Annotated in this window: 21 protein-coding genes and 1 rRNA gene; 7 read left to right on the top strand and 15 right to left on the bottom strand. The window is 61.5% G+C overall.

Going from position 1 to position 24,310, the window contains the following annotated elements; genetic code table 11:
• Window positions 1-32 precede the first annotated feature (32 nt).
• The 3 genes from rpsO (at window position 33) to B0H98_RS09495 (ending at window position 3,941) form a co-directional block, all read left to right on the top strand.
• Entirely contained in the window at window positions 33-302 is a 270-nt protein-coding gene (gene rpsO / locus B0H98_RS09505; protein ID WP_009723734.1) for a 30S ribosomal protein S15, read from the top strand.
• A 192-nt stretch (window positions 303-494) separates the two neighbouring features.
• Complete coding sequence (gene pnp, locus B0H98_RS09500) at window positions 495-2,657, top strand: polyribonucleotide nucleotidyltransferase (RefSeq protein WP_106374837.1); 2,163 nt, start codon at window positions 495-497, stop codon at window positions 2,655-2,657.
• Window positions 2,658-2,771: 114 nt separating this feature from the next.
• A complete protein-coding gene (locus B0H98_RS09495; RefSeq protein WP_106374836.1) occupies window positions 2,772-3,941 on the top strand; it encodes an MFS transporter in 1,170 nt (389 codons plus the stop codon).
• Window positions 3,942-4,011: 70 nt separating this feature from the next.
• Here B0H98_RS09495 and B0H98_RS09490 read toward each other — a convergent pair whose 3' ends face one another.
• The 9 genes from B0H98_RS09490 to dksA all read right to left on the bottom strand — a co-directional run bounded on the left by B0H98_RS09490 (window position 4,012) and on the right by dksA (window position 15,021).
• The gene (locus B0H98_RS09490) at window positions 4,012-5,190 is read right to left on the bottom strand and encodes an acetyl-CoA C-acetyltransferase (RefSeq protein WP_106374835.1); all 1,179 of its coding nucleotides are present in this window, start codon (window positions 5,188-5,190) and stop codon (window positions 4,012-4,014) included.
• Between the two features lie 194 nt (window positions 5,191-5,384).
• On the bottom strand, window positions 5,385-6,242 hold the full coding sequence (gene panC / locus B0H98_RS09485; RefSeq protein ID WP_106375062.1) for a pantoate--beta-alanine ligase: 858 nt from the start codon (window positions 6,240-6,242) through the stop codon (window positions 5,385-5,387).
• 95 nt (window positions 6,243-6,337) lie between these two features.
• Entirely contained in the window at window positions 6,338-6,838 is a 501-nt protein-coding gene (folK, locus tag B0H98_RS09480; protein ID WP_106374834.1) for a 2-amino-4-hydroxy-6-hydroxymethyldihydropteridine diphosphokinase, read from the bottom strand.
• A gap of 29 nt (window positions 6,839-6,867) precedes the next feature.
• A complete protein-coding gene (gene pcnB, locus B0H98_RS09475) occupies window positions 6,868-8,256 on the bottom strand; it encodes a polynucleotide adenylyltransferase PcnB (RefSeq protein WP_106374833.1) in 1,389 nt (462 codons plus the stop codon).
• A gap of 872 nt (window positions 8,257-9,128) precedes the next feature.
• Entirely contained in the window at window positions 9,129-10,499 is a 1,371-nt protein-coding gene (locus tag B0H98_RS09470) for a sigma-54-dependent transcriptional regulator (RefSeq protein WP_106374832.1), read from the bottom strand.
• Window positions 10,477-13,419, bottom strand: coding sequence for an ATP-binding protein (locus B0H98_RS09465; RefSeq protein WP_106374831.1), 2,943 nt, complete (start codon window positions 13,417-13,419; stop codon window positions 10,477-10,479). The genes B0H98_RS09470 and B0H98_RS09465 overlap by 23 nt, the downstream gene beginning before the upstream one ends.
• Window positions 13,409-13,585 carry a hypothetical protein gene (locus B0H98_RS17050; protein WP_167392664.1) on the bottom strand — a complete coding sequence of 59 codons (177 nt, stop codon included), beginning with the start codon at window positions 13,583-13,585 and terminating at the stop codon, window positions 13,409-13,411. The genes B0H98_RS09465 and B0H98_RS17050 overlap by 11 nt, the downstream gene beginning before the upstream one ends.
• 25 nt (window positions 13,586-13,610) lie before the next feature.
• Window positions 13,611-14,501 (bottom strand): tRNA glutamyl-Q(34) synthetase GluQRS, encoded by an 891-nt coding sequence (gluQRS, locus tag B0H98_RS09460; RefSeq protein ID WP_106374830.1) that lies wholly within the window; start codon window positions 14,499-14,501, stop codon window positions 13,611-13,613.
• 82 nt (window positions 14,502-14,583) lie between these two features.
• Entirely contained in the window at window positions 14,584-15,021 is a 438-nt protein-coding gene (gene dksA / locus B0H98_RS09455) for an RNA polymerase-binding protein DksA (protein WP_106374829.1), read from the bottom strand.
• Window positions 15,022-15,206: 185 nt separating this feature from the next.
• Here dksA and B0H98_RS09450 point away from each other — a divergent pair, with 185 nt between their 5' ends.
• Window positions 15,207-16,367: an aminotransferase class I/II-fold pyridoxal phosphate-dependent enzyme gene (locus tag B0H98_RS09450; RefSeq protein ID WP_106374828.1), complete on the top strand. Its 1,161-nt coding sequence runs from the start codon at window positions 15,207-15,209 to the stop codon at window positions 16,365-16,367.
• Window positions 16,364-17,122 carry a DNA/RNA nuclease SfsA gene (gene sfsA, locus B0H98_RS09445; RefSeq protein WP_106374827.1) on the top strand — a complete coding sequence of 253 codons (759 nt, stop codon included), beginning with the start codon at window positions 16,364-16,366 and terminating at the stop codon, window positions 17,120-17,122. The genes B0H98_RS09450 and sfsA overlap by 4 nt, the downstream gene beginning before the upstream one ends.
• Here the strand turns inward: sfsA and metW are convergent.
• The 6 genes from metW to B0H98_RS09415 form a co-directional block, all read right to left on the bottom strand.
• Window positions 17,119-17,718 (bottom strand): methionine biosynthesis protein MetW, encoded by a 600-nt coding sequence (metW, locus tag B0H98_RS09440; RefSeq protein WP_106374826.1) that lies wholly within the window; start codon window positions 17,716-17,718, stop codon window positions 17,119-17,121. The genes sfsA and metW overlap by 4 nt on opposite strands.
• On the bottom strand, window positions 17,718-18,899 hold the full coding sequence (gene metX, locus B0H98_RS09435) for a homoserine O-succinyltransferase MetX (protein WP_106374825.1): 1,182 nt from the start codon (window positions 18,897-18,899) through the stop codon (window positions 17,718-17,720). The genes metW and metX overlap by 1 nt, the downstream gene beginning before the upstream one ends.
• Window positions 18,900-18,943: 44 nt before the next feature.
• Window positions 18,944-19,537 carry a YggT family protein gene (locus B0H98_RS09430; protein ID WP_106374824.1) on the bottom strand — a complete coding sequence of 198 codons (594 nt, stop codon included), beginning with the start codon at window positions 19,535-19,537 and terminating at the stop codon, window positions 18,944-18,946.
• Window positions 19,538-19,567: 30 nt separating this feature from the next.
• Window positions 19,568-20,392, bottom strand: a complete 825-nt coding sequence (gene proC, locus B0H98_RS09425; RefSeq protein ID WP_106374823.1) for a pyrroline-5-carboxylate reductase — start codon at window positions 20,390-20,392, stop codon at window positions 19,568-19,570.
• A gap of 73 nt (window positions 20,393-20,465) precedes the next feature.
• The gene (locus B0H98_RS09420; protein WP_106374822.1) at window positions 20,466-21,170 is read right to left on the bottom strand and encodes a YggS family pyridoxal phosphate-dependent enzyme; all 705 of its coding nucleotides are present in this window, start codon (window positions 21,168-21,170) and stop codon (window positions 20,466-20,468) included.
• Window positions 21,171-21,308: 138 nt separating this feature from the next.
• Window positions 21,309-22,457 carry an anhydro-N-acetylmuramic acid kinase gene (locus B0H98_RS09415; protein ID WP_106374821.1) on the bottom strand — a complete coding sequence of 383 codons (1,149 nt, stop codon included), beginning with the start codon at window positions 22,455-22,457 and terminating at the stop codon, window positions 21,309-21,311.
• A 115-nt stretch (window positions 22,458-22,572) separates the two neighbouring features.
• On the opposite strand from B0H98_RS09415, the gene tyrS reads away from it, so the two are divergent.
• Together tyrS and B0H98_RS09405 are read left to right on the top strand one after the other, a co-directional pair.
• Window positions 22,573-23,772, top strand: coding sequence for a tyrosine--tRNA ligase (gene tyrS, locus B0H98_RS09410; protein ID WP_106374820.1), 1,200 nt, complete (start codon window positions 22,573-22,575; stop codon window positions 23,770-23,772).
• A 454-nt stretch (window positions 23,773-24,226) separates the two neighbouring features.
• Window positions 24,227-24,310: ribosomal RNA gene (locus tag B0H98_RS09405) — 16S ribosomal RNA — on the top strand; the annotation flags it as partial.

Genomic DNA, 24,310 nt, shown 5'->3' with positions numbered 1-24,310 from the left:
ATTTTTAGGCATATTGCTTACTGGAGAGACAGATGGCTTTAACCGCTGAGAAGAAGGCCGAGATCGTCAACGAATACGGCCGCGGCGACAACGATACCGGTTCCCCTGAAGTACAGGTTGCACTGCTGAGCGCCAACATCAATGGCCTGCAGGACCACTTCAAGACCAACAAGCAGGATCACCACTCTCGTCGTGGTCTGATCCGCATGGTAAACCAGCGTCGTAAACTGCTGGACTACCTGAAGCGCAAGGATTTCGAACGCTACCAGTCTCTGATCCAGCGTCTGGGCCTGCGTCGCTAAGCACTACCGGCGATGCAAGCAAAACGGGCAGCCCTCTGGGCTGCCCGTTTTTTTTGGCCGTATCTTGTGTCAGAGCGGCCTCGACGGGGGGATTTCGGGTTTCTGGTAGCCCTTGGGCGCCACAGCGCCTAGAATAGTGGCGAGTCAAAACGACCCAAGCGAATAGACAAGTACTTATTCAAGTACTTATTAATGTTAAAGGAAGTCGCCGTGAATCCGGTAAAAAAAACGTTTCAGTACGGTCGTAGCACCGTCACCCTAGAAACCGGGCGTATTGCCCGCCAGGCCACCGGTGCCGTCATGGTCACCATGGACGACACCGTTGTGCTGTGTACAGTTGTTGCCCGTAAAGAGGCCAACCCCAGCCAGCCCTTTTTCCCGCTCTCGGTTCACTACCAGGAAAAGACCTACGCGGTCGGCAAGATTCCTGGCGGCTTCTTCAAGCGTGAAGGCCGTCCTACCGAGAAAGAAACCCTGACCTCGCGTCTGATCGATCGCCCGATCCGCCCGCTGTTCCCCAAAGGTTTCATGAACGAAGTGCAGGTCATCTGTACCGTTCTGTCTACCGACCGTAACCATGATCCGGATATTGCCGCAATGCTGGGTACCTCGGCGGCGCTCAGCATTTCCGGCGTGCCGTTCAAGGGCCCGATCGGCGCTGCCCGCGTTGGCTTCAACGAAGAGCAGGGGTATTTCCTTAACCCCACCGTTGAAGAGCTTGCAACTTCCGAGCTGGACATGGTCGTCGCCGGTACTGAAAACGCCGTGTTGATGGTTGAATCCGAAGCTAAAGAGCTTCTGGAAGACGAAATGCTGGGTGCGGTACTGTTCGGTCACCAGGAAATGCAGGTTGCCGTCAGCGCCATCAACGAGCTGGTTCAAGAGGCCGGCAAACCGCGTTGGGACTGGCAGCCGGCGGCTGAAAACGTGGCGCTGAAAACCGCTATGGCCGATGCGTTTGAAGCCAAGGTAGGCGATGCCTACCGCATCACCGACAAGATGCAGCGTCAGGATGCTCTGGCAGCCCTGAAGGATCAGGCGGTTGAGCAGCTGGCAGCCGTTGATGGCGAGCCGGTGAACGACAAGTTCAGCAAGGATGAAGTCAAAGGTGCCTTTGCTGGCCTTGAAAAGCGCGTTGTACGTTCACGCGTGGTGAAGGGCGAGCCGCGCATCGACGGCCGCGACAACTTCACCGTGCGCCCGCTGGCCATCGAAGTTGGCGTGCTGCCCAAGACGCACGGTTCTGCGGTGTTCACCCGTGGTGAGACGCAGGCGATTGCCGTTGCAACTCTGGGTACGCTGCGCGATTCGCAGCTGATCGAGTCGCTGGAAGGCGAGCGTAAAGACCGTTTCATGCTGCACTACAACTTCCCTCCCTACTCGGTGGGTGAAGCTGGCTTCATGGGTGGCCCGAAGCGTCGTGAGATCGGCCATGGCCGCCTGGCGCGCCGCGGTGTTCAGGCCATGCTGCCGTCCGAAGAAGAGTTCCCCTACACCATTCGCGTGGTGTCGGAAATCACCGAATCCAACGGTTCAAGCTCCATGGCCTCCGTATGTGGTTCATCGCTTGCACTGATGGATGCGGGCGTGCCGCTGAAAGCGCCGGTGGCAGGTATCGCCATGGGTCTGGTGAAGGATGAGGACGGCTACGCGGTACTGACCGATATTCTGGGTGATGAAGATCACCTCGGCGATATGGACTTCAAGGTTGCCGGTTCAGAAGAGGGCGTCACTGCCCTGCAGATGGACATCAAGATCGAAGGCATCAACGAAGAGATCATGGAAACCGCGCTTCAGCAGGCTCACAAGGCCCGCCTGGGTATTCTTGAGCAGATGAACGTGGTCATCAGCCAGAGCCGTACCGACGTCTCCGATAATGCGCCTTCCATGGCCACTATCAAGATCGATCCGGACAAGATCCGTGATGTCATCGGCAAGGGTGGCGCCACCATCCGCAAGATCTGTGAAGATACCGGCGCCTCCATCGATCTCGACGACGACGGCACCGTGCGCATCTACGCCGAAGACAAGGCGGCTGCCAAGAAAGCCATCGATACCGTACTGGCGATTACTGCCGAAGCGGAAATCGGCAAGCTTTACCAGGGTAAGGTCGTGCGCATCGCCGACTTCGGTGCCTTTGTGAACATCATGCCGGGTACCGACGGCCTGGTGCATATTTCGCAGATCGTTGCCGAGCGCGTCAACAACGTGCGCGATTTCCTCAACGAGGGTGACGACGTGATTGTGAAGGTGCTCGACATCGACAACCGCAACCGCGTGAAGCTCTCGATCAAGGAAATCACCGAAGAAGAGAAAGCGGCGTTTGCCGCTGAAAGTGAGAACGCCGCGGAATAAACCGCCGCGTGTTCTCTACTCCGCCCCCGTAGCCCCCGGCTACGGGGGCGGAGTTGTTTGGCAGGAAGGAAGTTATACGTTGAGTAACATCGGGTTGAAAAGGGAGTGAGTAGCATGGAAACGGAGCAGGCACCCCGCTGGTGGGCGGTGGTGGCCGTGATGATCGGCATCTTTTTATTGGTGACCGCCGAGCAGTTGCCTATCGGGCTGCTCTCCCAGGTGGCTGCCTCGATGGATGTAACGCCTGGGGTTGCCGGGCTGATGGTCACAGTGCCCGGCGTGGTGGCGGCCTTTTCGGCGCCGCTGTTACCCGTGGCAGTAGGGCGTATGGACAGGCGTGTCATGCTCACGCTGCTGATGGGCGTCATGGTCATCGGCAGCGCGCTTACCGCTCTGGCGAGCAGTTTTGTACTGCTGCTGGCCGCACGGGTGCTGGTGGGGATCAGTATTGGCGGTTACTGGGCCGTGGCGGGCAGTATCGCCCCCCGTCTGGTACCGGCTGACAAGGTCGCCAAGGCCATGACGATCATCTTTGGCGGCGTGGCGGCGGCCTCGGTACTGGGCGTTCCGTTAGGCACGCTGCTGGGTGATTTCAGCAACTGGCGGGTCGCCTTTGCGGCACTGGGAGGCTTTAGCCTGCTTACTGCGCTTGCGCTGTGGTGCTGGTTACCGCCGCTGCCGCCCCGGGAGCCGGTGCGCCTCAAGGTACTGGCGCAGCAGTTTAGCAATCGCGGTGTACGGGTAGCGGTGCTGGTCACCGGCTTTGTGGTGGTCGGCCACTTTGTTGCCTATACCTTTATCAGCCCGATTCTGCAGGAGATAAGCGGCGTTGCCCAGCGTCATGTCGGCAGCCTGCTGCTGCTCTACGGGGCGGCGGGTATTCTGGGTAACATCGCCGCCGGCATGTTTGCCGCGCGCCACCCTTACCGGGCGGTACTGGCGATTCCCAGCCTGATGCTGGTGGTGGTTGCGGCGTTCCCCTTCCTGGGTGTGCAGCCGACAAGCGGTGTGCTGATGCTGATGATGTGGGGCGCGGTATTTGGCAGTGTGTCGGTGAGTATCCAGACCTGGATTCTGCGCACGGCGCCCAATACGGAAGCCGCCACTGCACTGATGGCGTTCGTGTTCAACTTCTCCATCGGCCTGGGTGCCATGGTCGGGGGGCGCGTCGTGGATGCCACCAGCTTGCCGGTTACCATGTGGGCCGCGGCGGTGCTCTTCCTGCTGGGTGCGCTGCTGGTATGGCGTACGCCGTCACGCATCGTGGGTATGAAGTACCGCTAGGCGCAGTGAAAGCTGCCGATAGCAAAACGCCCCTGTCGCTGACAGGGGCGTTTTTGGTTGATTAACCTGATCAGGTGCGCTCGATGGCAAGCGCGACCCCCTGACCGCCGCCGATGCACAGCGTGGCCAAACCCTTCTTGACGTCGCGGGCGATCATTTCGTGCAGCAGCGATACCAGCACGCGACAACCTGAAGCGCCAATCGGATGGCCTAGCGCAATGGCACCGCCGTTGACGTTGACCTTGGAGGTGTCCCAGCCAAGCTCCTTGTTGACCGACAGCGCCTGGGCGGCAAAGGCTTCATTGGCTTCAGCCAGATCCAGATCCTCCAGGCTCCAGCCCGCCTTCTCCAGACAGCGGCGGGTGGCCGGTGCCGGGCCAATACCCATGATCGCCGGGTCAACGCCTGCGTTGGCGTAGCCGGCAATGCGTGCCAGTGGTTCAAGGCCCAGCTCACGGGCTTTCTCTGCCGAGCAGATCATTACCACCGCGGCGCCATCGTTGAGCGATGAGGCGTTACCGGCGGTAACGGTGCCGTCTTTCTTGAACGCGGGCTTCATGGCAGACAGTTTCTCGGCGGTGACCTCGCGCGGGTTCTCATCGGTATCAAACACGACGGGGTCGCCCTTGCGCTGAGGAATCTCGACCGGCACGATCTGGCTCTTGAACTTGCCCTCCTTGATCGCCTTGGCTGCATTGTGCTGCGACTGGGCAGAGAACTCGTCCATCTGTTCGCGGGTAATGCCGTACTTCTCGGCCAGATTCTCGGCAGTAATGCCCATGTGGTAGTCGTTGAACGCATCCCACAGGCCGTCGTGCACCATAGTGTCGAGGGCTTTCCAGTCGCCCATGCGCTGGCCCTTGCGCGAGTGGGGCAGGATGTGGGGCGAGGCGGACATGTTCTCCTGGCCGCCGGCCAGAATCAGCTGGGCATCGCCGCAGCGGATGGCTTGCGTTGCCAGGTGCACGGCTTTAAGGCCTGAACCGCACACCTTGTTGATCGTCATGGCCGGTACGCTGTCCGGCAGACCCGCCTTGATTGCTGCCTGGCGTGCCGGGTTCTGACCTACGCCCGCGGTGAGCACCTGGCCGAGCAGCACTTCATCGACCTGGTCTGGGGAAACGCCGGTTGAAGCGAGAATGTCCTTGATGACCAAGGCACCCAGATCGCTTGCCGGAATATCTGCAAGTGAACCACCAAACGCGCCAACCGCGGTGCGGCGTGCTGCAACAATGACCACTTCTTGCATGAGATGACTCCTGGAGTGAGTAAGCGAGACAGCCTGTTATTGGAAGAGGATAAACGAGCGCTATCTACTTTTTATGTCAGCCGTGTCATTCAGCATAGGGGATGGTTGTGCATTGCGGCAATACGCTTTTCGGTGCAAACCAAAACGCGCCATGGCGGCGCTTTGTAGAGAATATCCCCCTGGCGGTTCGGTTATCAGGCTGAAGGAGCCGGTAGCTGTACACTCAGGTTATCAAGCAGCCGCGCCGGGCCAAGCCGGGCAGCGGCGAGCAAAACGGCGCGGCGGGTGGTGCCATCCACCGGGTTCAGGTGCGTATCGCGAAGCTCCAGGTAGTCCGGAATAAAGCCCGCCGCGGCCAACTGTTGCTGACCCATTTTCAGCACGGCTTCCGCGGGCTCGCCTTGTTCCAGTGTGTCACGCAGCAAGCACAGCGTACGGTACAGGGCCGGTGCGGCGGCACGCTCTTCAGCATTCAGGTAACCGTTGCGTGAGGAGAGCGCCAGACCGTCCTCGGCGCGCTCGATCGGCACGCCAATGATGTCGATAGGCATATGCAGATCGAGGACGAACTTGCGGATTACCGCTAACTGCTGATAATCCTTTTCGCCAAAGCAGGCCACATCTGGCTGCACCAGATTGAACAGCATGGTGACGACCGTGGACACACCATCGAAGTGGCCGGGGCGCGAGCCGCCACACAGCCCTTCACTGACCCTGGGCACATGCACGCGGGTCTGCCCGTCAAGCCCGTTTGGGTAGAGCGCCGTGTTGGAGGGCGCGAACAGCACATGACAGCCCGCCTCGCGAAGCTTGGCCTGGTCATCGGCAAAAGTGCGCGGGTAGGCGTCAAGGTCCTCGTTGGGCCCAAACTGCATGGGATTGACGAACAGGCTGGTGACCACGATATCGGCGTGTTCGTGAGCCGTGGCGACCAGCGCCAGATGCCCCGCATGCAGATTGCCCATGGTAGGCACCAGCGCGATACGCAGACCGCGCGTCCGGTACTCATCCAGGGTGCGACGCAAGTCGGTAATGTCTTGCAGAGTGTGCATGGTCATTTTGTCTTGTGGCATGAAGTTTTTGACACAGCGCAGCATCCGGCCTGACACCAATGCCGATGACAGGCACTTCATGGGCGTAAGGCGGTCTAGCCGGGGCCGTCTTCGACCAGGCGTTGAATGCCGGGCTCACCGATCTGGTCAAGCCAGTAGCGCAGAGGCTGCTGGTCGAGAGTGAGCGATGCGTCGAGCTCGGCAAGTGGGGCGAGCACAAAGGCGCGGGCCTGCATATGCGGGTGGGGGACGCTCAGGCGCGGATGGGCAAGCGTTTCCTGGCCATACAGCAGCAGGTCGAGATCCAGCGTGCGCGGGCCCCAGTGGCGCTCGCGCTGGCGCCGGTGGCGTTGCTCCAGCCCCTGCAACTGGTCGAGCAGGGCAAGGGGGGAGAGCCGCGTCTTGAGTGCTACCACGGCGTTGATGAAGTCCGGCTGGTCCTGCGGGCCCACCGGACGGCTCGCGTAAAGCGAGGAGGCGCGGTGAAGCTGGCTAAGCGGCAGAGCAGCAAGCTCCGAGATAGCCTGACGCACCTGGGTGATCGGATTTTCCAGATTGCTGCCCAGGCCAATGTACGCAAGCGATACCGTTGTCATGCGTTGCTCTCTGTTGGGTCGAGGCTGATTTACTGTTCGCCGCCGTTGCGTGGTGCCTTGCGGCGCCGTTTGCGCCGACGGTCGCCCTGGCTTGCCGGGTCGCCGCCTACTTTCTGCAGCAGACGGCGCTGCTCGTGCTCATCGCCCTGCTGGAAGGCGGTCCACCAGTCACCCAGGCCACGCGGTATTTCACCGGCCTGCTCGCGCAGAAGCAGCAGGTCATAGGCGGCGCGAAAGCGCGGATGCTCGCGGGTCTGGAAGGCGCGCTTGCCGCGTCGCAGGGGCAGGCGAGTCTGCAGCTCCCAGATATCGCGCATGGGCATGCCAAAGCGTTTGGGAATCGAGGTATGCTCCAGCTGGCGCGATACCACCTCCTGAGAGGCGGTCTGTAGCGCCGGAATGGCCGGCATGCCTTCGCTTTCAAGCTCCGCCTGACGGTGAGCCACCGGCGCCCACAAGAATGCAGCCAGCAGAAACGCCGGGGTGACCGGACGATCTTCGGCGATGCGCTTGTCGGTGTTGGCCAGAGCAAATTCGATCAGCTTTTCGGCCCACGCCGCGTCTGCCATGGCTTCTTCCGCTTCGGGGAAAAGCATGCCAAACAGGCCGTAGTGGCTGAGCAGCCGGAAAGTGGCAAGCCCGTGGCCGGACATGAACATCTTGAGCACTTCATCGAACAGCCGCGCTGGCGGAATCTGCAGCAGCAGCGGTGCCAGGTCATGCATTGGCGCTTCGGTGGCAGGCTCGATGGTGAAGTCGAGCTTGGCGGCAAAGCGTACGGCGCGCAGCATACGCACCGGGTCTTCGCGGTAGCGCGTGGCCGGGTCGCCAATCAGGCGCAGGGTGCGCGACTCGATATCCTTTGCACCGTTGGCAAAGTCGTGCAGGCTGAAGTCGGCAATGTTGTAGTAAAGCGCATTGACGGTGAAGTCACGCCGCACGGCGTCCTCTTCAATGTTGCCCCACACGTTGTCGCGCAGCAGCAGGCCGGCGTCCGACTGGTGAGCGATATTCTCGCCGTGCTCGTCCTGAGGCTTGCCGCGGAACGTGGTGACTTCGATGACTTCGCGGCCAAAGCGGACGTGAACAATGCGAAAACGTCGGCCAATCAGCCGCGAATTGCGAAACAGGTCACGCACCTGCTCGGGCGTGGCGTTGGTGGCCACGTCGAAATCCTTGGGCATCTTGCCAAGCAGTGCATCGCGGATGCAGCCACCTACCAGATAAGCGTCAAAGCCTGCGCCGTTAAGGCGATAAAGCACCTTTAACGCGGCGTCGCTGATGTGCTGGCGAGAAACGGGGTGCTCGGACCGGGGGATAACACGGGGGCTGAGAGTGGCTTCACTCTCCTGGGGATCGAGCAGCGTTTTCACTTGCTCTCCCTGATTAGATAAGAAACGGGTAAATCCTTTGAACATGCGGCGATATCGACTCGCAGGGTGGCTAAAAAAGTGGCCATTAAAAAAATAGTAAGTGGCTGAGAGTGTAGCCGACCCCTTAACACTTGCAAAGTCTCGCTCACGGGTTTGCAAACGCTTCATTCTATAAACGCGGAAAGGGGAGGCTAAGAGAGCCTCCCCTGTAAAGTATTCAATCAGCGTCCATGCTGCTGTTTTTCTTCATGATGGCACATCGCCCTGAATACGCACCGCAGTCGGAAGGCGTTTCACGACCGCCTCGTATTCAAAACAATAATCCAACCGCGAACTTCTCTTCCCCGGCGTGTTGTTATTGGTTCCGGGGTGTACACACTCACTGCTGTTATTCTTGTTGGTGCGCAGATCACCTGGTGTACGTCGCGTCCTTTTTGGGCACTTGCTATCTATTGTTCTTGTTAGCTGCGCTTATTCTTCTTAGCGCCAGCAAGTAATGAGATTCAAGCCTGTTATTTTTATTCGTACCGTTATCTCGCCTGGCCGTGTTGTTCTTGTTTTGGCTCAGGTCTGGGTGGTGTCGTGTTGTTCTTGTTTGAGACCCACCGCTTGGCCCAGTTTGTTTTTCTTACCTGGATATATTGCACTCGCTGTGCCACTTGTTGAGGAGTTTATGTATTTCAGTAAGTTGGATGTTGAAGAGCGTGCCAGGTAACGTTTGTGGGGTTTAAGTGTTACCGCATTTGGGCTGATTTTTCGGGCCGGTTGTGTGGGTAGGTAACAATGAGCGGGTAACGGAATTTGATTATTTTTTATTTAAATCAGTATATTAGACGTTGGTCGTAAGCCGTGGGCATGAGAGGCCCAGATCGGCAGTAGCGGTGCAAATATTCTGCGAAAGGCCTCTTTGTGGGGCATCAGCCTGGGCGCCTGGCGGTCTTCTTGCGGGGGATGCCAAGTCGCTGGCGCCGCTCCCAGAGATTCTTGCGGCTGATACCCAGTTTCTGGGCAAGCTCGGTCTCGCTCATCACATCCTGATGCTCCAGCACGAAGTGCTGGAAGTAATCCTCCAGCGAAAGATCGTCCTCATCCTCGGCCACGCTTTCTTCGTGTGAGGAAGCGTTACCGGCATGTGCGCGGGGCGGTGCGGGCGCAAGCCCCAGGTCGTCCGGATGAATCAGATGCCCTTCGGCAAGAATGACCCCGCGTTCGAGGGCGTTTTCCAGCTCGCGCACGTTACCCGGCCACGGGTAGTCGCGCAGATCCTGACGGGCGGCTCTGGAAAGGCGCAGACCCGGGCGCTCGTGTCGCGTGCAGGCTTTATCGAGCAGGATGTCGGCAATCTTCAGCACATCGTCTTCGCGTTCACGAAGCGGGGGCAGCTCGATCTGCATCACGTTCAGGCGGTAGTAGAGGTCGAGGCGGAACTCGCCGCTGCGGGAAAGCGCGCGCAGGTCGCGGTGGGTCGCGGCAATCAGGCGGACATTGACGTGGCGAGTCTCCACCGAGCCGATCTTGCGGATCTCGCCCTCCTGGAGAACGCGCAAAAGGCGCGCCTGAGCATCCAGCGGCAGCTCGCCGATTTCATCCAGAAACAGCGTGCCGCCGTCGGCGGCTTCGACCAAGCCCGTGCGCGCCGCGCTGGCCCCGGTGAAAGCCCCCTTTTCATGGCCGAACAGCTCCGATTCGATCAGGGTTTCCGGAATGGCCGCACAGTTGACGCTGATCAGCGGCGCCTTGGCGCGCTTGCTCTGCTGGTGTATCGCTCGGGCCACCAGCTCCTTGCCGGTGCCGGACTCGCCCTGAATCAGCACGGTGACATCGGCAGGCGCGGTCTTGCGGATACGCGTATATACCTGCTGCATGGCGGCGCAGTCGCCGATCATCATCTGCTGACTGCCGCCGTCGTCGGTAATCGCGGGCGGCTCGCCGTGCTGCATCGACTGCTGGTGCAGGATGCGCTCGACGGTTTCCAGCATCTCGGTGTGGTCAAACGGCTTGGCGATGTAGTCGACCGCGCCCTGCTTGAGCGCATCCACGGCGGAGCGCATGCTGGCGTAGCTGGTCATGATCAGTACCGGCGCCGGGGCGGCGGCACTGATCAGCGTGGTGCCCGGCTCTCCCGGCAGGCGCAGGTCACTGATGATGAGGTCGAACTCGCCAAGCGCCAGCTGGGCGGCGTCTTCGGCGCTGCCCGCTTCGCTTACCGTGTAGTCGTGGCGTTCGAGCAGGCGCTTCAAGGCGCTGCGAATGATCGCTTCATCTTCAACAATCAGAATCCTGGGCATGAGGTCGCTGGTCATCCTGTTGGTAGAGCGGCAGCCAAAGGGTAATGGCCGTGCCGCGGGGCTCTCCAGGCGGTGGCGATGCCACCTCTATCCTGCCTTGATGTTCGTTGATGATCTGATACGCAAGCGATAGCCCAAGCCCCGTGCCTTCACCGGCCGGTTTGGTGGTGGTAAAGGGCTCGAACAGATGATCGCGCACGCGCGGATCGATTCCCTGGCCGTTATCGCTGACCCGCCACCAGGCGCTGCCTGCCTCGTAACCGCCGGTAATGGTTACCTGGCCATCGGGCATGCAGGCATCCCGGGCGTTGCTGAGCAGGTTGACCATGACCTGGGTCAGGCGCTGCGCATCGCCGCGTACCACGACGTCATCCGGGCAGGCGTTGGTGAGCGTTACATCCTCGCCCGAGCGCGCCAGATGAATCAAGTGTAATGCGTCTTCGCTGATGGTGGTAAGTGCCACTGGTGAAGCCGGCGGCAGGCCCGCATGGCGGCCGCCGTGAGCGAAGCCAACCAGCGAGTTGACGATCCGGGTCACGCGCTGGGTCAGTTCCTGAATCTGGTCGGCGGTTTCCAGCAGGGCGGGGTCCTGGGTATCGTAGCGCAGGTTCTGGGCCAGCGATGAAATACCGGTGATCGGATTGCCGATTTCGTGGGCGACGCCTGCTGCCAGCTGGCCAATCGAGGCCAGCCGAGCGGCGTGTACCAGCTCGTCCTCCAGCCACTTCATCTCGGTGTGGTCCTCGACCAGGATAACGCTGCCGCCCCGGCTGTCGTGGCCGCTCAGCTCGGCCTTGTGCAGGGTCAGGAAGTAGTCCTTGCCATGCAGCGTGACCGCCTGCTTGTAAAGCGGCGCGTGAGGGGCGAGCAGCACGTTGCCCAATAGCGCCGGCCAGGGCGCGGGCAGGCTGTCACAGCGTGAGCCGATGATGCTTTCACCGCTGATGCCGGAGAGCTGGGAAAGCGCCTGGTTCCACATCAAAAGCTCCTTGTCGTCGCCAAACACGCACAGCCCGACCGGCAGGTGGGCCAGCGTCTGGCGGTGATGGCGGCGCAGTCCGTCGAGCTCGCGGGCAAGGCCGGTCAAGCGCGAGCGGTAGGCTTCCAGGCGGCTCTCGACAAAGTGGATATCGTCGGTCACCGGCGCATCGTCGTGCCGGTAGGGCAGGTAGCGGTCGACGATATCGCGCGCAACGGACGGCCCCATCAGCCCCGAAAGGTTGGCCTGAATACGGTCGCGCAGGCGGCGCAGTGCATAGGGGCGACGCTCCTGAGGGGCAAGCTTGAGCGCTGCCAGTGCGCGGGATACTTCACGCTGAGCGGCTTCATCGCCAATCGCCCGGGCCAGATGCGGGGTGAAGTCGGCCGCCGTGGCGGCCTCGAGTGGCAGGCGCTTCGAACGAATCACCGCATCTACCGAGCACGCCTCGGCCGCCGACTTTTCGCCTTCGGAGATACGCGTGAAAAGCGAGATCACGATCAGCAGCACGATATTGGTGGCCAGCGACAGCAGGGTGACGGTGTACCAGGGCGGCGCATCGCTCGGTATCAGGTGAGTGAACGGCAGCGGCGGGGTGGGCAGCGAGAGAACCAGCGGCAGCCATAGTCCCCAGAGCCATATTCCGACCCCGACGATCAGCCCGACCACCATGCCCTTGCGATTGGCCCCCGGCCAGTAGAGCAGTGCCAGCATGCCGGGCAGGCACTGGGCGATACCCACAAAGGAGGCCAGACCCAGATTGGCCAGGTCGTGGTGGCGGCCCACTCCCTCATAAAACAGCCAGCCGCTGACGATCACCCCGACCACCAGACCCCGGCGCAGCCAGAGCAGCCAGCCGTAGAGGTCGCTGCGCGCCTCCGGGGGCCTGGCCACCAGGACGATATGGTTCAGCACCATGCCCGAAAGCGCCAGGGCAATCATGATCATGGTGCCGCTGGCGGCGGCAAGCCCCGCAACAAACGCCAGCGCCTTGACCCACACGTGCTCGCTCATCATGTAGACCGCGTAGGCCGTGATCGGAATCTCGTCATTGACGGACTGGGCAGCCCACCAGATCAGTGGGATGGGCAGTGCCATCAGCAGCAGAAAGAGCGGCAGCGCCCAGCTGGCTTGCAGCAGCGTATGGCGTGAGAGGTTTTCGGCAAAAGTGATATGAAACAGGTGCGGCATCATGAAGGCCGAGGCGAAAAACAGCAGCAGCAGGGTGCGCCACTGAGCGGCTTCCAACTGTTGAGTCGCCTGCTGGGCCTGAAGGCCGGGGCCTTCCAGCCAGCGCTGAAGATCCTGCGGGCCGTCAAACACGAGCCACAGCGCCGCCGCCCCCAGGCCCAGCATGGCCAGCAGCTTGATCACTGACTCGAACGCCAGGATGCTGATCAGCGCGTCCTGATGCGAGTGGCTGCGGCGCGCGCCGAACATGACCGCGAAGCTGGCAATCAAGGCGCAAAACACAAGTGCTGCCCACGAGCTGTAGGGGCTGCCGGTGAGCCAGCGAATCGCATCGCTCAGGGTTTGTACCTGAATGCCCAGAAGCGGCAGCACTGCCAGCAGGCTGATCAGCGTGACCAGCGTGCCGGCCCAGCGCGAGCGAAAGCGAAACGCAAACAGGTCGGCCAGCGAGGCGAGCTGATAGGTGCGGGTAATGCGCTGAATGGGCACCAGCAGCACCGGGGCCAGCAGGAAAGTGCCCGCCGCGCCCAGATAGTAGGCCAGATAGCCGAACCCGGCGTTGGCTGCAAGCTCTATGCTGCCGTAAATCGCCCAGGCGCTGGCATAGACCCCGAGCGCCAGCGTGTAGACCATCGGGTGGCGGGTAATGCGGGCGGGCACCCAGCCGCGCTCCACGGCGGTGCCACAGCCAAACAGCAGTGCCAGGTAGCCAAGGCCCAGCAGCAAGACGCCGGTCAACTCAACGCTCATCCAACTTCCTTTTTTGCTCAAGCCACAGGGTCAGCGCAATCAGCACGCCCCAGATGGCAAACGGGCGATACCAGGCGGCGCTGGGGTCACTCCAGCCATCCATTAAAAGCGGTGAAAGCAGGTAGCCGCCAAACACCAGAAACAGCATGATGCGATAGACGTACATAGATGATTCCTTGGGACGACAGGCCTCAGGGCGACATGCGGTGCCGAACGGGCGATAGCCGCTCAACCGACCAGTGGGCTACGCCCCAGTGTAGCTGGCTTGCCGGTGGCTCGGTGGCAAGCGCCTCTGGCGGCGCCTGATCAAGTGCCTGAAGGGCCTGGAAAAGCTGACGGCGCACGCCTTTATCATCTTCGGCAAGCGCCGGGGCAAGGTTCTGCTTGGAGAGCTTCTGGCCCTCCGGCGTGACCACCAGCGGCAGGTGCAGATAGCGCGGCTCGGGAAGGCGCAGGGCAATTTGCAGCTGGCGCTGCCAGGGCGTGTTGTCGAGCAGATCAAGCCCCCTGACGACATCGGTGATGCCCTGGGCGGCGTCATCGACCACCACGGCGAGCTGATACGCCCACAGGTGATCCTTGCGCTTGAGCACCACATCGCCCAGTTCGGCAGGGTCGAACTGCTGGTGGCCGAACAGCCGGTCCTGCCAGGTGATTGGCCGCTGGGCCAGATCGCTGCGCAACCGCCAGGCCACGGGCTTGCCGGGCTCGCATACGCCGTTGCGGCACCAGCCGGGGTAGATGTCGTGGCCCTGCCACTGCTTGCGTGAACAGCTGCACGGGTAGGCAAGTTTCTGCTGCATTAACTGATCCAGTGCCTGCTGGTAGGCCGCGTAACGTTCGTGCTGCCAGCACACCGCCTCGTCCCACTCCAGGCCAAAGGTTTCCAGCTGGCGCAGGATGGTGGTGTCCGCGCCCTCAGGGCAGCGCGGCGGGTCAATGTCTTCAATGCGCACCAGCCACCGGCCGCCGGCGGCGCGGGCATCGAGATAGCTGCCAAGTGCGGCCACGAGCGAGCCAAAGTGCAGCGGCCCGGAGGGAGTCGGGGCAAAGCGCCCACGGTAGTCAGCCAAGGAAGTCATAAAAGCCTTTTGCCAAAACAAAAACGGGCACCCCAAGGTGCCCGCCTTCAGCGCTAGCGTTCAGGTGGTTTGACCCGCCTGCCTAGCCGCCCAGCTGCTTCTCTTTAAGCTCGGCCAGGGTCTTGCAGTCGACGCACAGCGTCGCCGTTGGCCTGGCTTCGAGACGGCGAATGCCGATTTCAACGCCACACGCTTCACAGAAGCCGTAATCGTCGTCATCGATATTCTCGATGGTCTCGTTGATTTTCTTGAGCAGCTTGCGTTCGCGGTCACGCGTGCGCAGCTCAAGGCTGAAGCCTTCTTCCTGCGTTGCCCGGTCGGCGGGGTCGGCGTAGTTGTTGGCGTCTTCCTGTAGGTGGCGCACGGTGCGGTCCACCTCTTCCATGAGGTCTTGCTTCCAGTCCAACAGCAGCTGGCGAAAGTGCGCCAACTGCTTATCGTTCATGTACTCTTCACCCGGTGCCGGCTCATACGGGGTGAAGGACTTGGTCGCTTCCGGTTTCTTTTCCGCTACTGGCATGGGATTGCCCCTTACATGTGTGACTGCTGATCGACCATGAGCGTGTGCCACGATCTCACGCCAAAGGGATGCTTGTTTAGCTGAAAAACGTTCTCGTTGCAAGCATAATAGTGCGCTTTCGACTATGGTCCTAGCATTTTCAGGGCCTGGGTCATGTGTTAATCCTGCAAGCCAAAGGAGCCGTTATGGCCTGGAATTCACGAGTCAGCCGCGTGGCGCCTTTTCGCGTGATGCACTTACTGGAAATGGCCCAGGCGCGTGAAGCGGCCGGGCATGACGTTATTCATCTTGAAGTCGGCGAGCCGGACTTTCCCACCCCCGAGCCGGTCATCGCGGCGGGCCAGCAGGCCCTGGCGCGTGGCCAGACCCGCTATACGCCGGCCGCTGGTCTTTCGGCCCTGCGCGAAGCGATTGCCGAACACTACGCCGAGCACTTCAATGCCGAGGTAGACCCTTCGCGCATTCTGGTAACCCCCGGCGCTTCCGGCGCGCTGCTGCTGGCAAGCCAACTGCTGGTCGAGAGCGGCGACCGGGCGCTGATGGCCGACCCCAACTACCCCTGCAACCGCCACTTCATGGCCCTGGCCGGTGCCGAGATCGACGCGGTACCGGTGGGCCGTGAAAGCGGCTGGCAGTTGGATGCCGCGCTGATCGAACGCCACTGGCGCGACACTACGCGCCTGGCGATGCTCGCCTCACCCTCCAACCCGACCGGGCATACCTTGAGTGCCGGGCAGCTTACGGAGGTGCTCGACGCCGTGGCCCGTCGCGCAGGGGAGGTAATCGTCGATGAGATCTACCAGGGGCTCAATTACGACGATGCGCCGCTGTCGGCAACCTCGCTTTCCAGCGACGCCTTCGTGGTGAACAGCTTTTCGAAATACTTCGGCATGACCGGCTGGCGCCTGGGCTGGCTGGTGGCCCCGCAGCGCGCGGTCGAGCCGTTGACAAGGCTTGCCCAGAATGTCTTTCTGGCCGCGACCACGCCCTCCCAGCACGCGGCGCTTGCCGCGTTTACCCCTGAGTGCCGAGCAATCCTTGAGCAACGCCGTGAACTACTTGCGAAGCGTCGCCAGGTGCTGCTCGACGGGCTGGCAACGCTTGGGCTTGCGCCGGATTTGCCGCCCCAGGGCGCGTTTTACGTCTGGCTGGATATTTCACGCTACAGCCGCGATAGCCAAGCTTTCTGCCAGCGGCTGCTGGAAGAGGAGAATGTGGCGATTACCCCGGGTATCGATTTCGCCGTACGCGGCGGTGAGCACCACGTGCGCATTGCGTTTACCAATGATGTCGCCCGCCTGGAAGAGGCCGTGGCGCGGATTACCCGTTTCGTGGGGCGGCTATGAGCCTGACCTCGCCGTTACGCTGTGCGTTACCTTATAAAGCCCTGGTGCCCGGCATTCTGCTGCGTCGTTACAAGCGCTTTCTTGCCGATATCTTGCTGGACGACGGCCGTGAAGTGGTCGCGCACTGCCCCAATACCGGCTCGATGAAAAGCGTCAACGTACCCGGCTGCCGGGTATGGCTGTCGCCCAGCGATAACCCCAAGCGCCGGCTTGCCTGGACCTGGGAGCTGATCGAGCTGCCCGACGAAAGTGGCAAGACGGTGATGGCTTCGATTCATACCGGACGCGCCAACCGCATCGTCGAGACGGCGCTGGAGGCGAGAAGGCTTGACGCGCTGGCGGGCTATTCACACCTGCGTCGCGAGGTGAAAGTGGGCGAATCGCGGCTGGATTTCCTGCTGGAGGACGAGGCAAGCGGGCGGCGTGCCTTTATCGAGGTCAAGCAGGTCACGCTCAAGGAGGACGACGGACACGGCTACTTTCCCGCCTCCGTCAGTACGCGGGGACTCAAGCATTTGCAGGCGCTGGAGGCGCTGGCGCGGGAAGGCGAGCGAGCAGTGCTGGTGTTCTGTGTCGCTCACGAGGGTATTGCCGACGTGGGGCCGGCCACGCATATCGACCCCGCCTACGCGGCGGGCCTTCACAGCGCCGCGGCTCAGGGGGTGGAGGTGCTGGCCTATGGGGTGGGCATCGAGTGGAAAGATGGAGCGCCGTCGGGCATTGCCCTCGAGCGCTCCTTGCCGGTACGTCTTTAGCGCTCGCGACGGCGTACGCGGAAGATGGCGATCTCGCCGAACAGGTTGGGCCACCACTTCGAGGTCCAGTGCCCGCGACGCTCCCCCACGCCCACCGCGCGGTCCACGATCACCAGGCCCTTTTCACGGCACAGCTGCTCGAAGTCGTTGAAGGTCGACAGGTGGATGTTGGGTGTGTCGTACCAGGCGTGGGGCAGCGACTTGGATACCGGCATGTAGCCGCGCAGGCCAAGATAAACCCGGTGGCGCCAGTAGGCGAAGTTGGGAAAGGTGATGATGCCCTCGTCGGCGACGCGCAGCATCTCGTCGAGCATTCTGTCCGGGCGGCGCAGCGCCTGAAGCGCCTGGGTCATGATCACCTGATCGTAGCTGCGGTCGCCAAAGCTGCCCAGCCCGTCATCCAGGTTGTGCTCGATCACGCTGACTCCGCGTGCCACGCACTGGGTGATGCCTTGTGGGTCGATCTCCAGCCCATAGCCGGTTACGTTCTTGTCGCGGGCCAGGCTTTCCAGCAGCGCCCCGTCGCCGCAGGCGAGGTCCAGTACATGGGCACCCTGGGGCACCCAGTCGTAGATCAGTTCAAGGTCGGCGCGCATCAACGGGTCTCCTCCAGGCCAAGCTCACGGGCGGTGCGGTTCATGAACGCGCTGAACAGCGCCTCATAGCGTGGCTCCGGCAACAGGAACGCATCGTGGCCGTGGGGTGATTCGATATTGGCGTAGCTGACGGCCTTGCCCGCCCGCACCAGTGCATCCACCAGCTCGCGGGAGCGGGCCGGTGGAAACCGCCAGTCGGTGGTGAAGCTGACAATCAGAAACGGGCACTGTGCCGGGGCCAGCGCCTGCGCCAGGTCGCCGTCAGCGGCGGCGGCCGGGTCGAAGTAATCCAGCGCCTTGGTCATCAGCAGGTAGGTGTTGGCATCGAAGGCGGTCGAGAAGGTGTCGCCCTGATAGCGCAGGTAGGACTCCACCTGGAACTCGACGTCAAAGCCGAAGCTCAGGTCTTCGCTTCGAAGGTCGCGGCCAAACTTGCTGCCCATGGCGTCTTCTGACAGGTAAGTGATATGCCCCACCATGCGCGCCAGCTTCAGCCCGCGCTTGGGTACCGTGTCGTGTTCGGCGTACCAGCCGCCAAAGAACTCCGGGTCGGAGCGGATGGCCTGGCGAGCCACTTCGTTGAACGCGATGTTCTGCGCCGATAGCCTGGGCGTTGCTGCAATCACCACGGCATTGGCCACCCGCTCGGGGTAGGTGATGGTCCACTGAAGCACCTGCATGCCGCCGAGGCTGCCGCCCACCGCCGCCGCCCAGCGTTCGATACCCAGGTGGTCGGCAAGGCGGGCCTGGCTTGCGACCCAGTCGCTCACCGTGACCATGGGAAAGTCCGGGCCCCACTGGCGGCCAGTTTCCGGATTATGGCTGACCGGTCCGGTACTGCCGTGGCAGCCGCCGAGGTTATTGAGCGATACGACAAAAAAGCGGTTGGTATCGATCGGTTTGCCAGGGCCGATGTGCGCATCCCACCAGCCGGGCTTGCGGTCAGCCGGGCTGTGGTAGCCCGCTGCATGGTGGTGGCCGGAGAGCGCGTGGCAGATCAGTACGGCGTTGCTGCGCTCGGCGTTGAGCGTGCCGTAAGTCTCGTAAATCAGCTCGTATTCCGGCAGCACCTTGCCGCAGGCAAGGGCGAGCGGCGTGTCGAACTGCGCAATATGCGGCGTGACAAGACCAACGGAGTCCGCTGGTCGGTCAGCAAAGGCAAGCGTATCTGAGTCGGGCATCGAAAGCGTTAGTCCTGCTGATGTGTGGGTAGCTGAAACGAGCCTTAAAGGCCTACCAGCGCACCGGAAATGCCGGCTGCGCGAATCAGCGAGCCAATCACGAATCCATCGATAAGATTGATGGTGATAAATACCACAATCGGCGACAGGTCAATCATGCCAAGCGGCGGAATCACACGGCGCACAGGAGCCATGATGGGTTCGACCAGTTGCATGACCAGCAGTGCTGCGGGATGACTTGCATTGGGCGCCACCCAGCTCAGAATGATCATCACGATCAGGGCAAAGAAGTAGATCTTGAGGATCGCATTGGCGAGTGCGGCTACACCGGCGATCAAAAGCCCGGCAATCGGTGGCATGCCGTAACCAATCACCATGAAGATGGCGATCATGCTGGCTACCTTCAACACGAAACCCGCGGCGAGGGTGGCCAGATCAAAGCGCCCGGCCACCGGGCCCAGAAAACTCTGAAAAGGCCCCACCACCGGCTGGGTGATCTTGACCACCGTCTGGCTCAGCGGGTTGTAGTAGTCGGCGCGGGATGCCTGCAGCAGAAAGCGCAGCATCAGTAGGAACAGGTAAATGTTGATCAGCGAGTTGACCAGCATTAACCCGGCACTGCCCAGTTGGTTGCCCATGGATGATTCTCCGTCTCGTTAAAGTAGTGTTCAGTGACCGCTCAGTTCTCGGGCCATTTCCTGGGCACGCTTGGCGCAGGCCTGCATGGCATCGGCAACAATCGTGCGCATCTGCGCCTCTTCCATGTGCGCAATGGCGCGCTCGGTAGTGCCGCCCGGCGACATGACGTTCTGCTTGAGCGTGGCCGGGTCGCGGTCGCTCTGCTGGGCCATGGCCGACGCGCCAAGCCCGGTTTGAATCGCCAGGCGGCGGGCGGTCTCAGCGGGCAGGCCCAGTTTGACCGCAGCCTCTTCCATGGCTTCAAACATCAAGAAGAAGTAGGCCGGGGCGCTGCCGGAAACCGCGGTCACGGCTTCCAGAAGCGCTTCGTCATCGACCCATTCGACAATACCCACTGCTTCCATCAACTGGGTGGCCAGGGCGCGCTGCTCTTCGCTTACCTCGGCGTTGGCATACAGGCCGCTGGCGCCAATGCCTACCAGAGAGGGGGTGTTGGGCATGCAGCGCACCAGCGCATTGCTGCCGCCCAGCCACTGGTCGATAGTGGCGGCGTCGAGCCCTGCAGCAATGGAGATCATCAGCGGGCGTGCCTGTTGAATGCTGGGGGCGAGCTCTTCGCACACGGCGCGCATGATCTGCGGCTTGACGGCCAGTACTACTACATCGGCCTCGTTGACGGCGGCGGCGTTGTCGGTCTGGGTATTGATCCCCAGGCGCTCCTTGATGGAGGTAAGCTCGCTTGCGTTGGGTGCCGTAGCGGTGATGTCGGTGGGCGCTACGCCGCTGTCGATCAGCCCGCCGATAATGGCGCTCGCCATATTACCCGCACCAATGAAAGTGATCCTGCTCGCCATGTTCGTGTCCTGTTCGTTTGAATGGGCTGCGCCGGCAGCCTTTCATGATATGAATGAAGATAGCGTGAATGAATCAGCGCGTATCCCGCGCCCCAAAAATGGCGGTGCCCAGGCGTACCAGCGTGGCGCCTTCCAGCACGGCGGCCTCCAGATCATCGCTCATGCCCATGGAAAGCGTATCCAGTGGCGCCTGAGGCAGGGCTTGCTGCAAAGCTGCCAGAAGCTCGCGCAGCGCCGCCAGCGGTTCGCGCTGGGCCTCACGCGTGGCGGCCGGTGCCGGAATGGCCATCAAGCCGCGTAGCCGAACGTTGGGCAGCTTGGCGATTTCCATGGCAAGCGCCTCGGCCTCTTCGGGCATCACGCCGGACTTGGAGTCCTCGCGGCTGATATTGACCTGCAGGCAGAGATTCAGCGGCGCCAGGTGGTCGGGGCGCTGCTCGCTTAACCGCGCGGCGATCTTCAAGCGGTCCACGCTGTGCATCCAGTCGAAGTGTTCCGCGACCGCGCGGGTCTTGTTCGACTGGAGCGGACCAATGAAATGCCACTCGATGTCAGTTAGATCTGCCAGTTCCGCCTGTTTTTCCAGGGCTTCCTGCAGGTAGTTTTCGCCAAACGCCCGCTGCCCATGCTCCCAGGCCTGACGAATCATGGCGGGAGGCTTGGTCTTGCTCACCGCCAGCAGGTGCGCGCTGTCTTTAGCACGGCCTGCCTCTTTTAGCGCCTGGCTCAGGCGTTCGCGCGCCCTGGCAAGCGACGCTGGAAGTGCGCTATCGGTCATGCTCAAGCACCTCACCGCATAAAATAGATAGGGATATTAACGAACAGGCGGCATTCTCGGCAAAGCGGAATGCATCGGACGCCGTTTTCGTGTCGGTTTCCAGCATGATACGGGTTGTGCGGCCTGTGCGGTGTCTTTTCATGGTGCATAGATGCCGCCCAGTACGCGCGGCCCCCGGGCACCCGTCACCGAGGGCAGATTGCCCGGCAGATGGTGCAGGCGCTGGTGCGCAAGCCAGGCAAAGGCGCCGGCTTCAATCCAGTCCTCCGGCCAGCCATGAGCGGCAGGCGAGGTCAGCGTGGCGCCGGGCAGGTGGTGCGCCAGACGCGCCATCAGGTAGCCGTTATGAGCGCCGCCGCCGCAGGTGATCAAGGTAAGGCTTTCGCCCGGTGGCAATAGCTGCCCTATTGCCTGGGCGATGCTGATCGCGGTCAGTTCGGCAAGCGTTGCCTGCACGTTGGCCGGTGCCTCTTCGCCGGTCAGGTGTTGCGCTAACCAGTCCAGATGAAACAGCTCACGCCCGGTGCTGCGCGGTGGCGGCTGGGTGAAGAACGGCTCGGCCAGCATTCGCGAAAGCAGCGCTTGATCGATCTCTCCACTGGCGGCCCAGGCACCGTTTTCATCGAACCGCTCGCACTTGCTAGCGTGCCTGGCAAACCAGGCGTCCAGCAGCACATTGGCCGGGCCGGTATCAAATCCCAGTACGGCCTGCTCAGCATCGCGGGGCAGCCAGGTCACGTTGGCAAAGCCGCCCAGGTTGAGAATCAGCTGCTCGGCGCTCTGCCGACCAAACAGCGCCTGGTGAAAGGCGGGCGCAAGCGGCGCCGCCTGACCGCCGGCGGCCAGATCGCGGCGGCGGAAATCAGCCACGACCCGGCAGCCGGTAAGTTCCGCCAAGAGGCTCGGGTTATCCAGTTGCAGGGTGTAGGACGGGCCGCCTTGATGGCCGCCGGGGGCGTGCTCGATGGTCTGGCCGTGGCTGCCGATAGCTTCGATGTTACCGGGCGTAAGGCGCTGCTGATCGAGCAGTGCCTGCACAGCCAAAGCCTGCAGTCGGCAAAAGGCATCTTCTGCCGCCGCGAGCTGAGCAAAACCGGCCTGCTCGGCGTGGCACAGGGTTAAAAGCGCGGCGTGCAATGCATAGGGCATGGGTTCGGCGTGAGTCGCGAGCAGTCGAGGTGGCGCGGCGGGTTCGATGGCAATCAGGGCGGCATCGATGCCATCCAGACTGGTGCCGGACATCAGGCCAATATAGTAAAGCGGAGTGGCGGCAGGGGGCGTTTTCATAAAGCGTCATCCAAAGCGGGGCGAAGGCTCAACCAGGGCCATGAGGCATGGTAACATCGTCGGCTATTGTTCATCTGTAGGCCCTGTCGGGCAAAGTTTATAGTGGAGAGTGGCAATGAATGAGGTGGATCAGGCGCTAGCGCTGCTGTCGCGCGGCACGCATGAAATCCTGGTGGAAGACGAGCTGAGAAAGAAGCTCGAATCCGGGCGCAAGCTGCGTATCAAGGCGGGCTTCGACCCCACTGCACCCGATCTGCACCTGGGTCACAGCGTGCTGCTCACCAAGATGCGCCAGTTTCAGGACCTGGGTCATACCGTGATTTTCCTTATCGGTGATTTTACCGGGCGCATTGGCGATCCGACCGGCAAGAACGTGACGCGCAAGCCCCTCACCGAAGCGGACGTCAAGGCCAACGCGGAGACCTATAAAGAGCAGGTATTCAAGATCCTGGATCCTGAAAAGACCGAGGTGCGCTTCAACGCCGAGTGGTTTGGCGAGCTGACCGCGGCCAAGATGATCGAACTGGCAGCGCAGAGCACCGTGGCGCGTATGCTCGAGCGTGACGACTTCGAGAAGCGCTACAAGGCCAACCAGCCGATCGCCATTCACGAATTTCTCTACCCGCTGGTACAGGGCTACGACTCCGTCGCGCTTGAAGCGGATATCGAGCTCGGCGGCACCGACCAGAAGTTCAACCTGCTGATGGGGCGCGAGATTCAGAAGCACTTCGGCCAGGAGCCTCAGGTGGTCATCACCATGCCGCTGCTGGAAGGTCTGGACGGCGTGCAGAAGATGTCGAAGTCGCTCGGCAACTACGTCGGCGTCGACGAAGCGCCGGGCTCGATGTTCAACAAGCTGGTCTCCATGCCGGACAGTTTGATGTGGCGCTACTTTGAACTGCTCTCGCTGAAATCCAATGAAGAAATCGATGCGCTCAAGCAGAGTGTCGAGCAGGGTGCGAACCCGCGCGACGTGAAGATGGCGCTTGCCCGCGAGCTGATCGCCCGCTACCACGGCGATGAGGCGGCCGCCAATGCGCACAAGTCCGCGGGCAACCAGCTGGCCGATGGCGAACTGCCGGAAGACCTGCCGGAAGTAGAGGTGGACTTCGAGGGTAGTGAGCAGGCGCCCATCGCTACCGTGCTCAACCGTTCGGGCCTGACCAAGAACAGCGCCCAGGCAAAGGACATGCTGAAAAACGGCAGTGTAAAGGTCGATGGTGAAGTGGTTGCTCAGGACACCATGCTGGCGACAGCCAAGGCCTACGTTATCCAGGCAGGCAAGAAGCGCTACGCTCGCGTAACGCTTATCTGAACTTTTTCAGCCTGTTTGCAAAAAGGCCTTGCACAACCGGCAGCGAATCCGTAAAGTACGCATCCGCTGCCGGGGGCGCCAAGCGTTACCAGCGGTGCATGAAGGTGAAAACCTTTGGTTTGTCAGGTAGTTAGCGGTTTTGGATGTAGCAGGTTCTACATCGAAAACAACGCCCTTGACAAACACCAGGAAATGCGTAGAATACGCTTTCCTCGCTGAGGCAAGCGGCTCCGGTCATCGAGTCGATGCTTTCTTCAAGCGAAACCGCTCTTTAACAATTTGATCAGGTAATTCATGTGGGCGTTTGCCGATGAGGGTGACAAGTCACCAAATATCAAGGCAGACGAACACAGCGATACTCTTCGGAGTATCACAGTATATTCGTTTGAACCTTGAGCCAAGTTTGATCCGCTTTTGTTGCCTTCGGGTAACACGTAAGGATTACAATGATTTTAAACTGAAGAGTTTGATCATGGCTCAGATTGAACGCTGGCGGCAGGCTTAACACATGCAAGTCGAGCGGTAACAGGTCTAGCTT

Origin of the sequence: Vreelandella songnenensis, assembly GCF_003002925.1 — a bacterium.
GTDB classification, from domain to species: Bacteria; Pseudomonadota; Gammaproteobacteria; order Pseudomonadales; family Halomonadaceae; genus Vreelandella; species Vreelandella songnenensis.
Note: the sequence above shows the minus strand (reverse complement) of the source record. Positions and strands in the feature narration are given on the sequence as shown.

Excerpts from the sequence above, each read along its gene's own strand:
- rpsO (WP_009723734.1), top strand. The coding sequence starts at position 33 with ATGGCTTTAACCGCTGAGAAGAAGGCCGAGATCGTCAACGAATACGGC.
- pnp (WP_106374837.1), top strand. The coding sequence starts at position 495 with ATGTTAAAGGAAGTCGCCGTGAATCCGGTAAAAAAAACGTTTCAGTAC.
- B0H98_RS09495 (WP_106374836.1), top strand. The coding sequence starts at position 2,772 with ATGGAAACGGAGCAGGCACCCCGCTGGTGGGCGGTGGTGGCCGTGATG.
- B0H98_RS09490 (WP_106374835.1), bottom strand. The coding sequence starts at position 5,190 with ATGCAAGAAGTGGTCATTGTTGCAGCACGCCGCACCGCGGTTGGCGCG.
- panC (WP_106375062.1), bottom strand. The coding sequence starts at position 6,242 with ATGCACACTCTGCAAGACATTACCGACTTGCGTCGCACCCTGGATGAG.
- folK (WP_106374834.1), bottom strand. The coding sequence starts at position 6,838 with ATGACAACGGTATCGCTTGCGTACATTGGCCTGGGCAGCAATCTGGAA.
- pcnB (WP_106374833.1), bottom strand. The coding sequence starts at position 8,256 with ATGTTCAAAGGATTTACCCGTTTCTTATCTAATCAGGGAGAGCAAGTG.
- B0H98_RS09470 (WP_106374832.1), bottom strand. The coding sequence starts at position 10,499 with ATGCCCAGGATTCTGATTGTTGAAGATGAAGCGATCATTCGCAGCGCC.
- B0H98_RS09465 (WP_106374831.1), bottom strand. The coding sequence starts at position 13,419 with ATGAGCGTTGAGTTGACCGGCGTCTTGCTGCTGGGCCTTGGCTACCTG.
- B0H98_RS17050 (WP_167392664.1), bottom strand. The coding sequence starts at position 13,585 with ATGTACGTCTATCGCATCATGCTGTTTCTGGTGTTTGGCGGCTACCTG.
- gluQRS (WP_106374830.1), bottom strand. The coding sequence starts at position 14,501 with ATGACTTCCTTGGCTGACTACCGTGGGCGCTTTGCCCCGACTCCCTCC.
- dksA (WP_106374829.1), bottom strand. The coding sequence starts at position 15,021 with ATGCCAGTAGCGGAAAAGAAACCGGAAGCGACCAAGTCCTTCACCCCG.
- B0H98_RS09450 (WP_106374828.1), top strand. The coding sequence starts at position 15,207 with ATGGCCTGGAATTCACGAGTCAGCCGCGTGGCGCCTTTTCGCGTGATG.
- sfsA (WP_106374827.1), top strand. The coding sequence starts at position 16,364 with ATGAGCCTGACCTCGCCGTTACGCTGTGCGTTACCTTATAAAGCCCTG.
- metW (WP_106374826.1), bottom strand. The coding sequence starts at position 17,718 with ATGCGCGCCGACCTTGAACTGATCTACGACTGGGTGCCCCAGGGTGCC.
- metX (WP_106374825.1), bottom strand. The coding sequence starts at position 18,899 with ATGCCCGACTCAGATACGCTTGCCTTTGCTGACCGACCAGCGGACTCC.
- B0H98_RS09430 (WP_106374824.1), bottom strand. The coding sequence starts at position 19,537 with ATGGGCAACCAACTGGGCAGTGCCGGGTTAATGCTGGTCAACTCGCTG.
- proC (WP_106374823.1), bottom strand. The coding sequence starts at position 20,392 with ATGGCGAGCAGGATCACTTTCATTGGTGCGGGTAATATGGCGAGCGCC.
- B0H98_RS09420 (WP_106374822.1), bottom strand. The coding sequence starts at position 21,170 with ATGACCGATAGCGCACTTCCAGCGTCGCTTGCCAGGGCGCGCGAACGC.
- B0H98_RS09415 (WP_106374821.1), bottom strand. The coding sequence starts at position 22,457 with ATGAAAACGCCCCCTGCCGCCACTCCGCTTTACTATATTGGCCTGATG.
- tyrS (WP_106374820.1), top strand. The coding sequence starts at position 22,573 with ATGAATGAGGTGGATCAGGCGCTAGCGCTGCTGTCGCGCGGCACGCAT.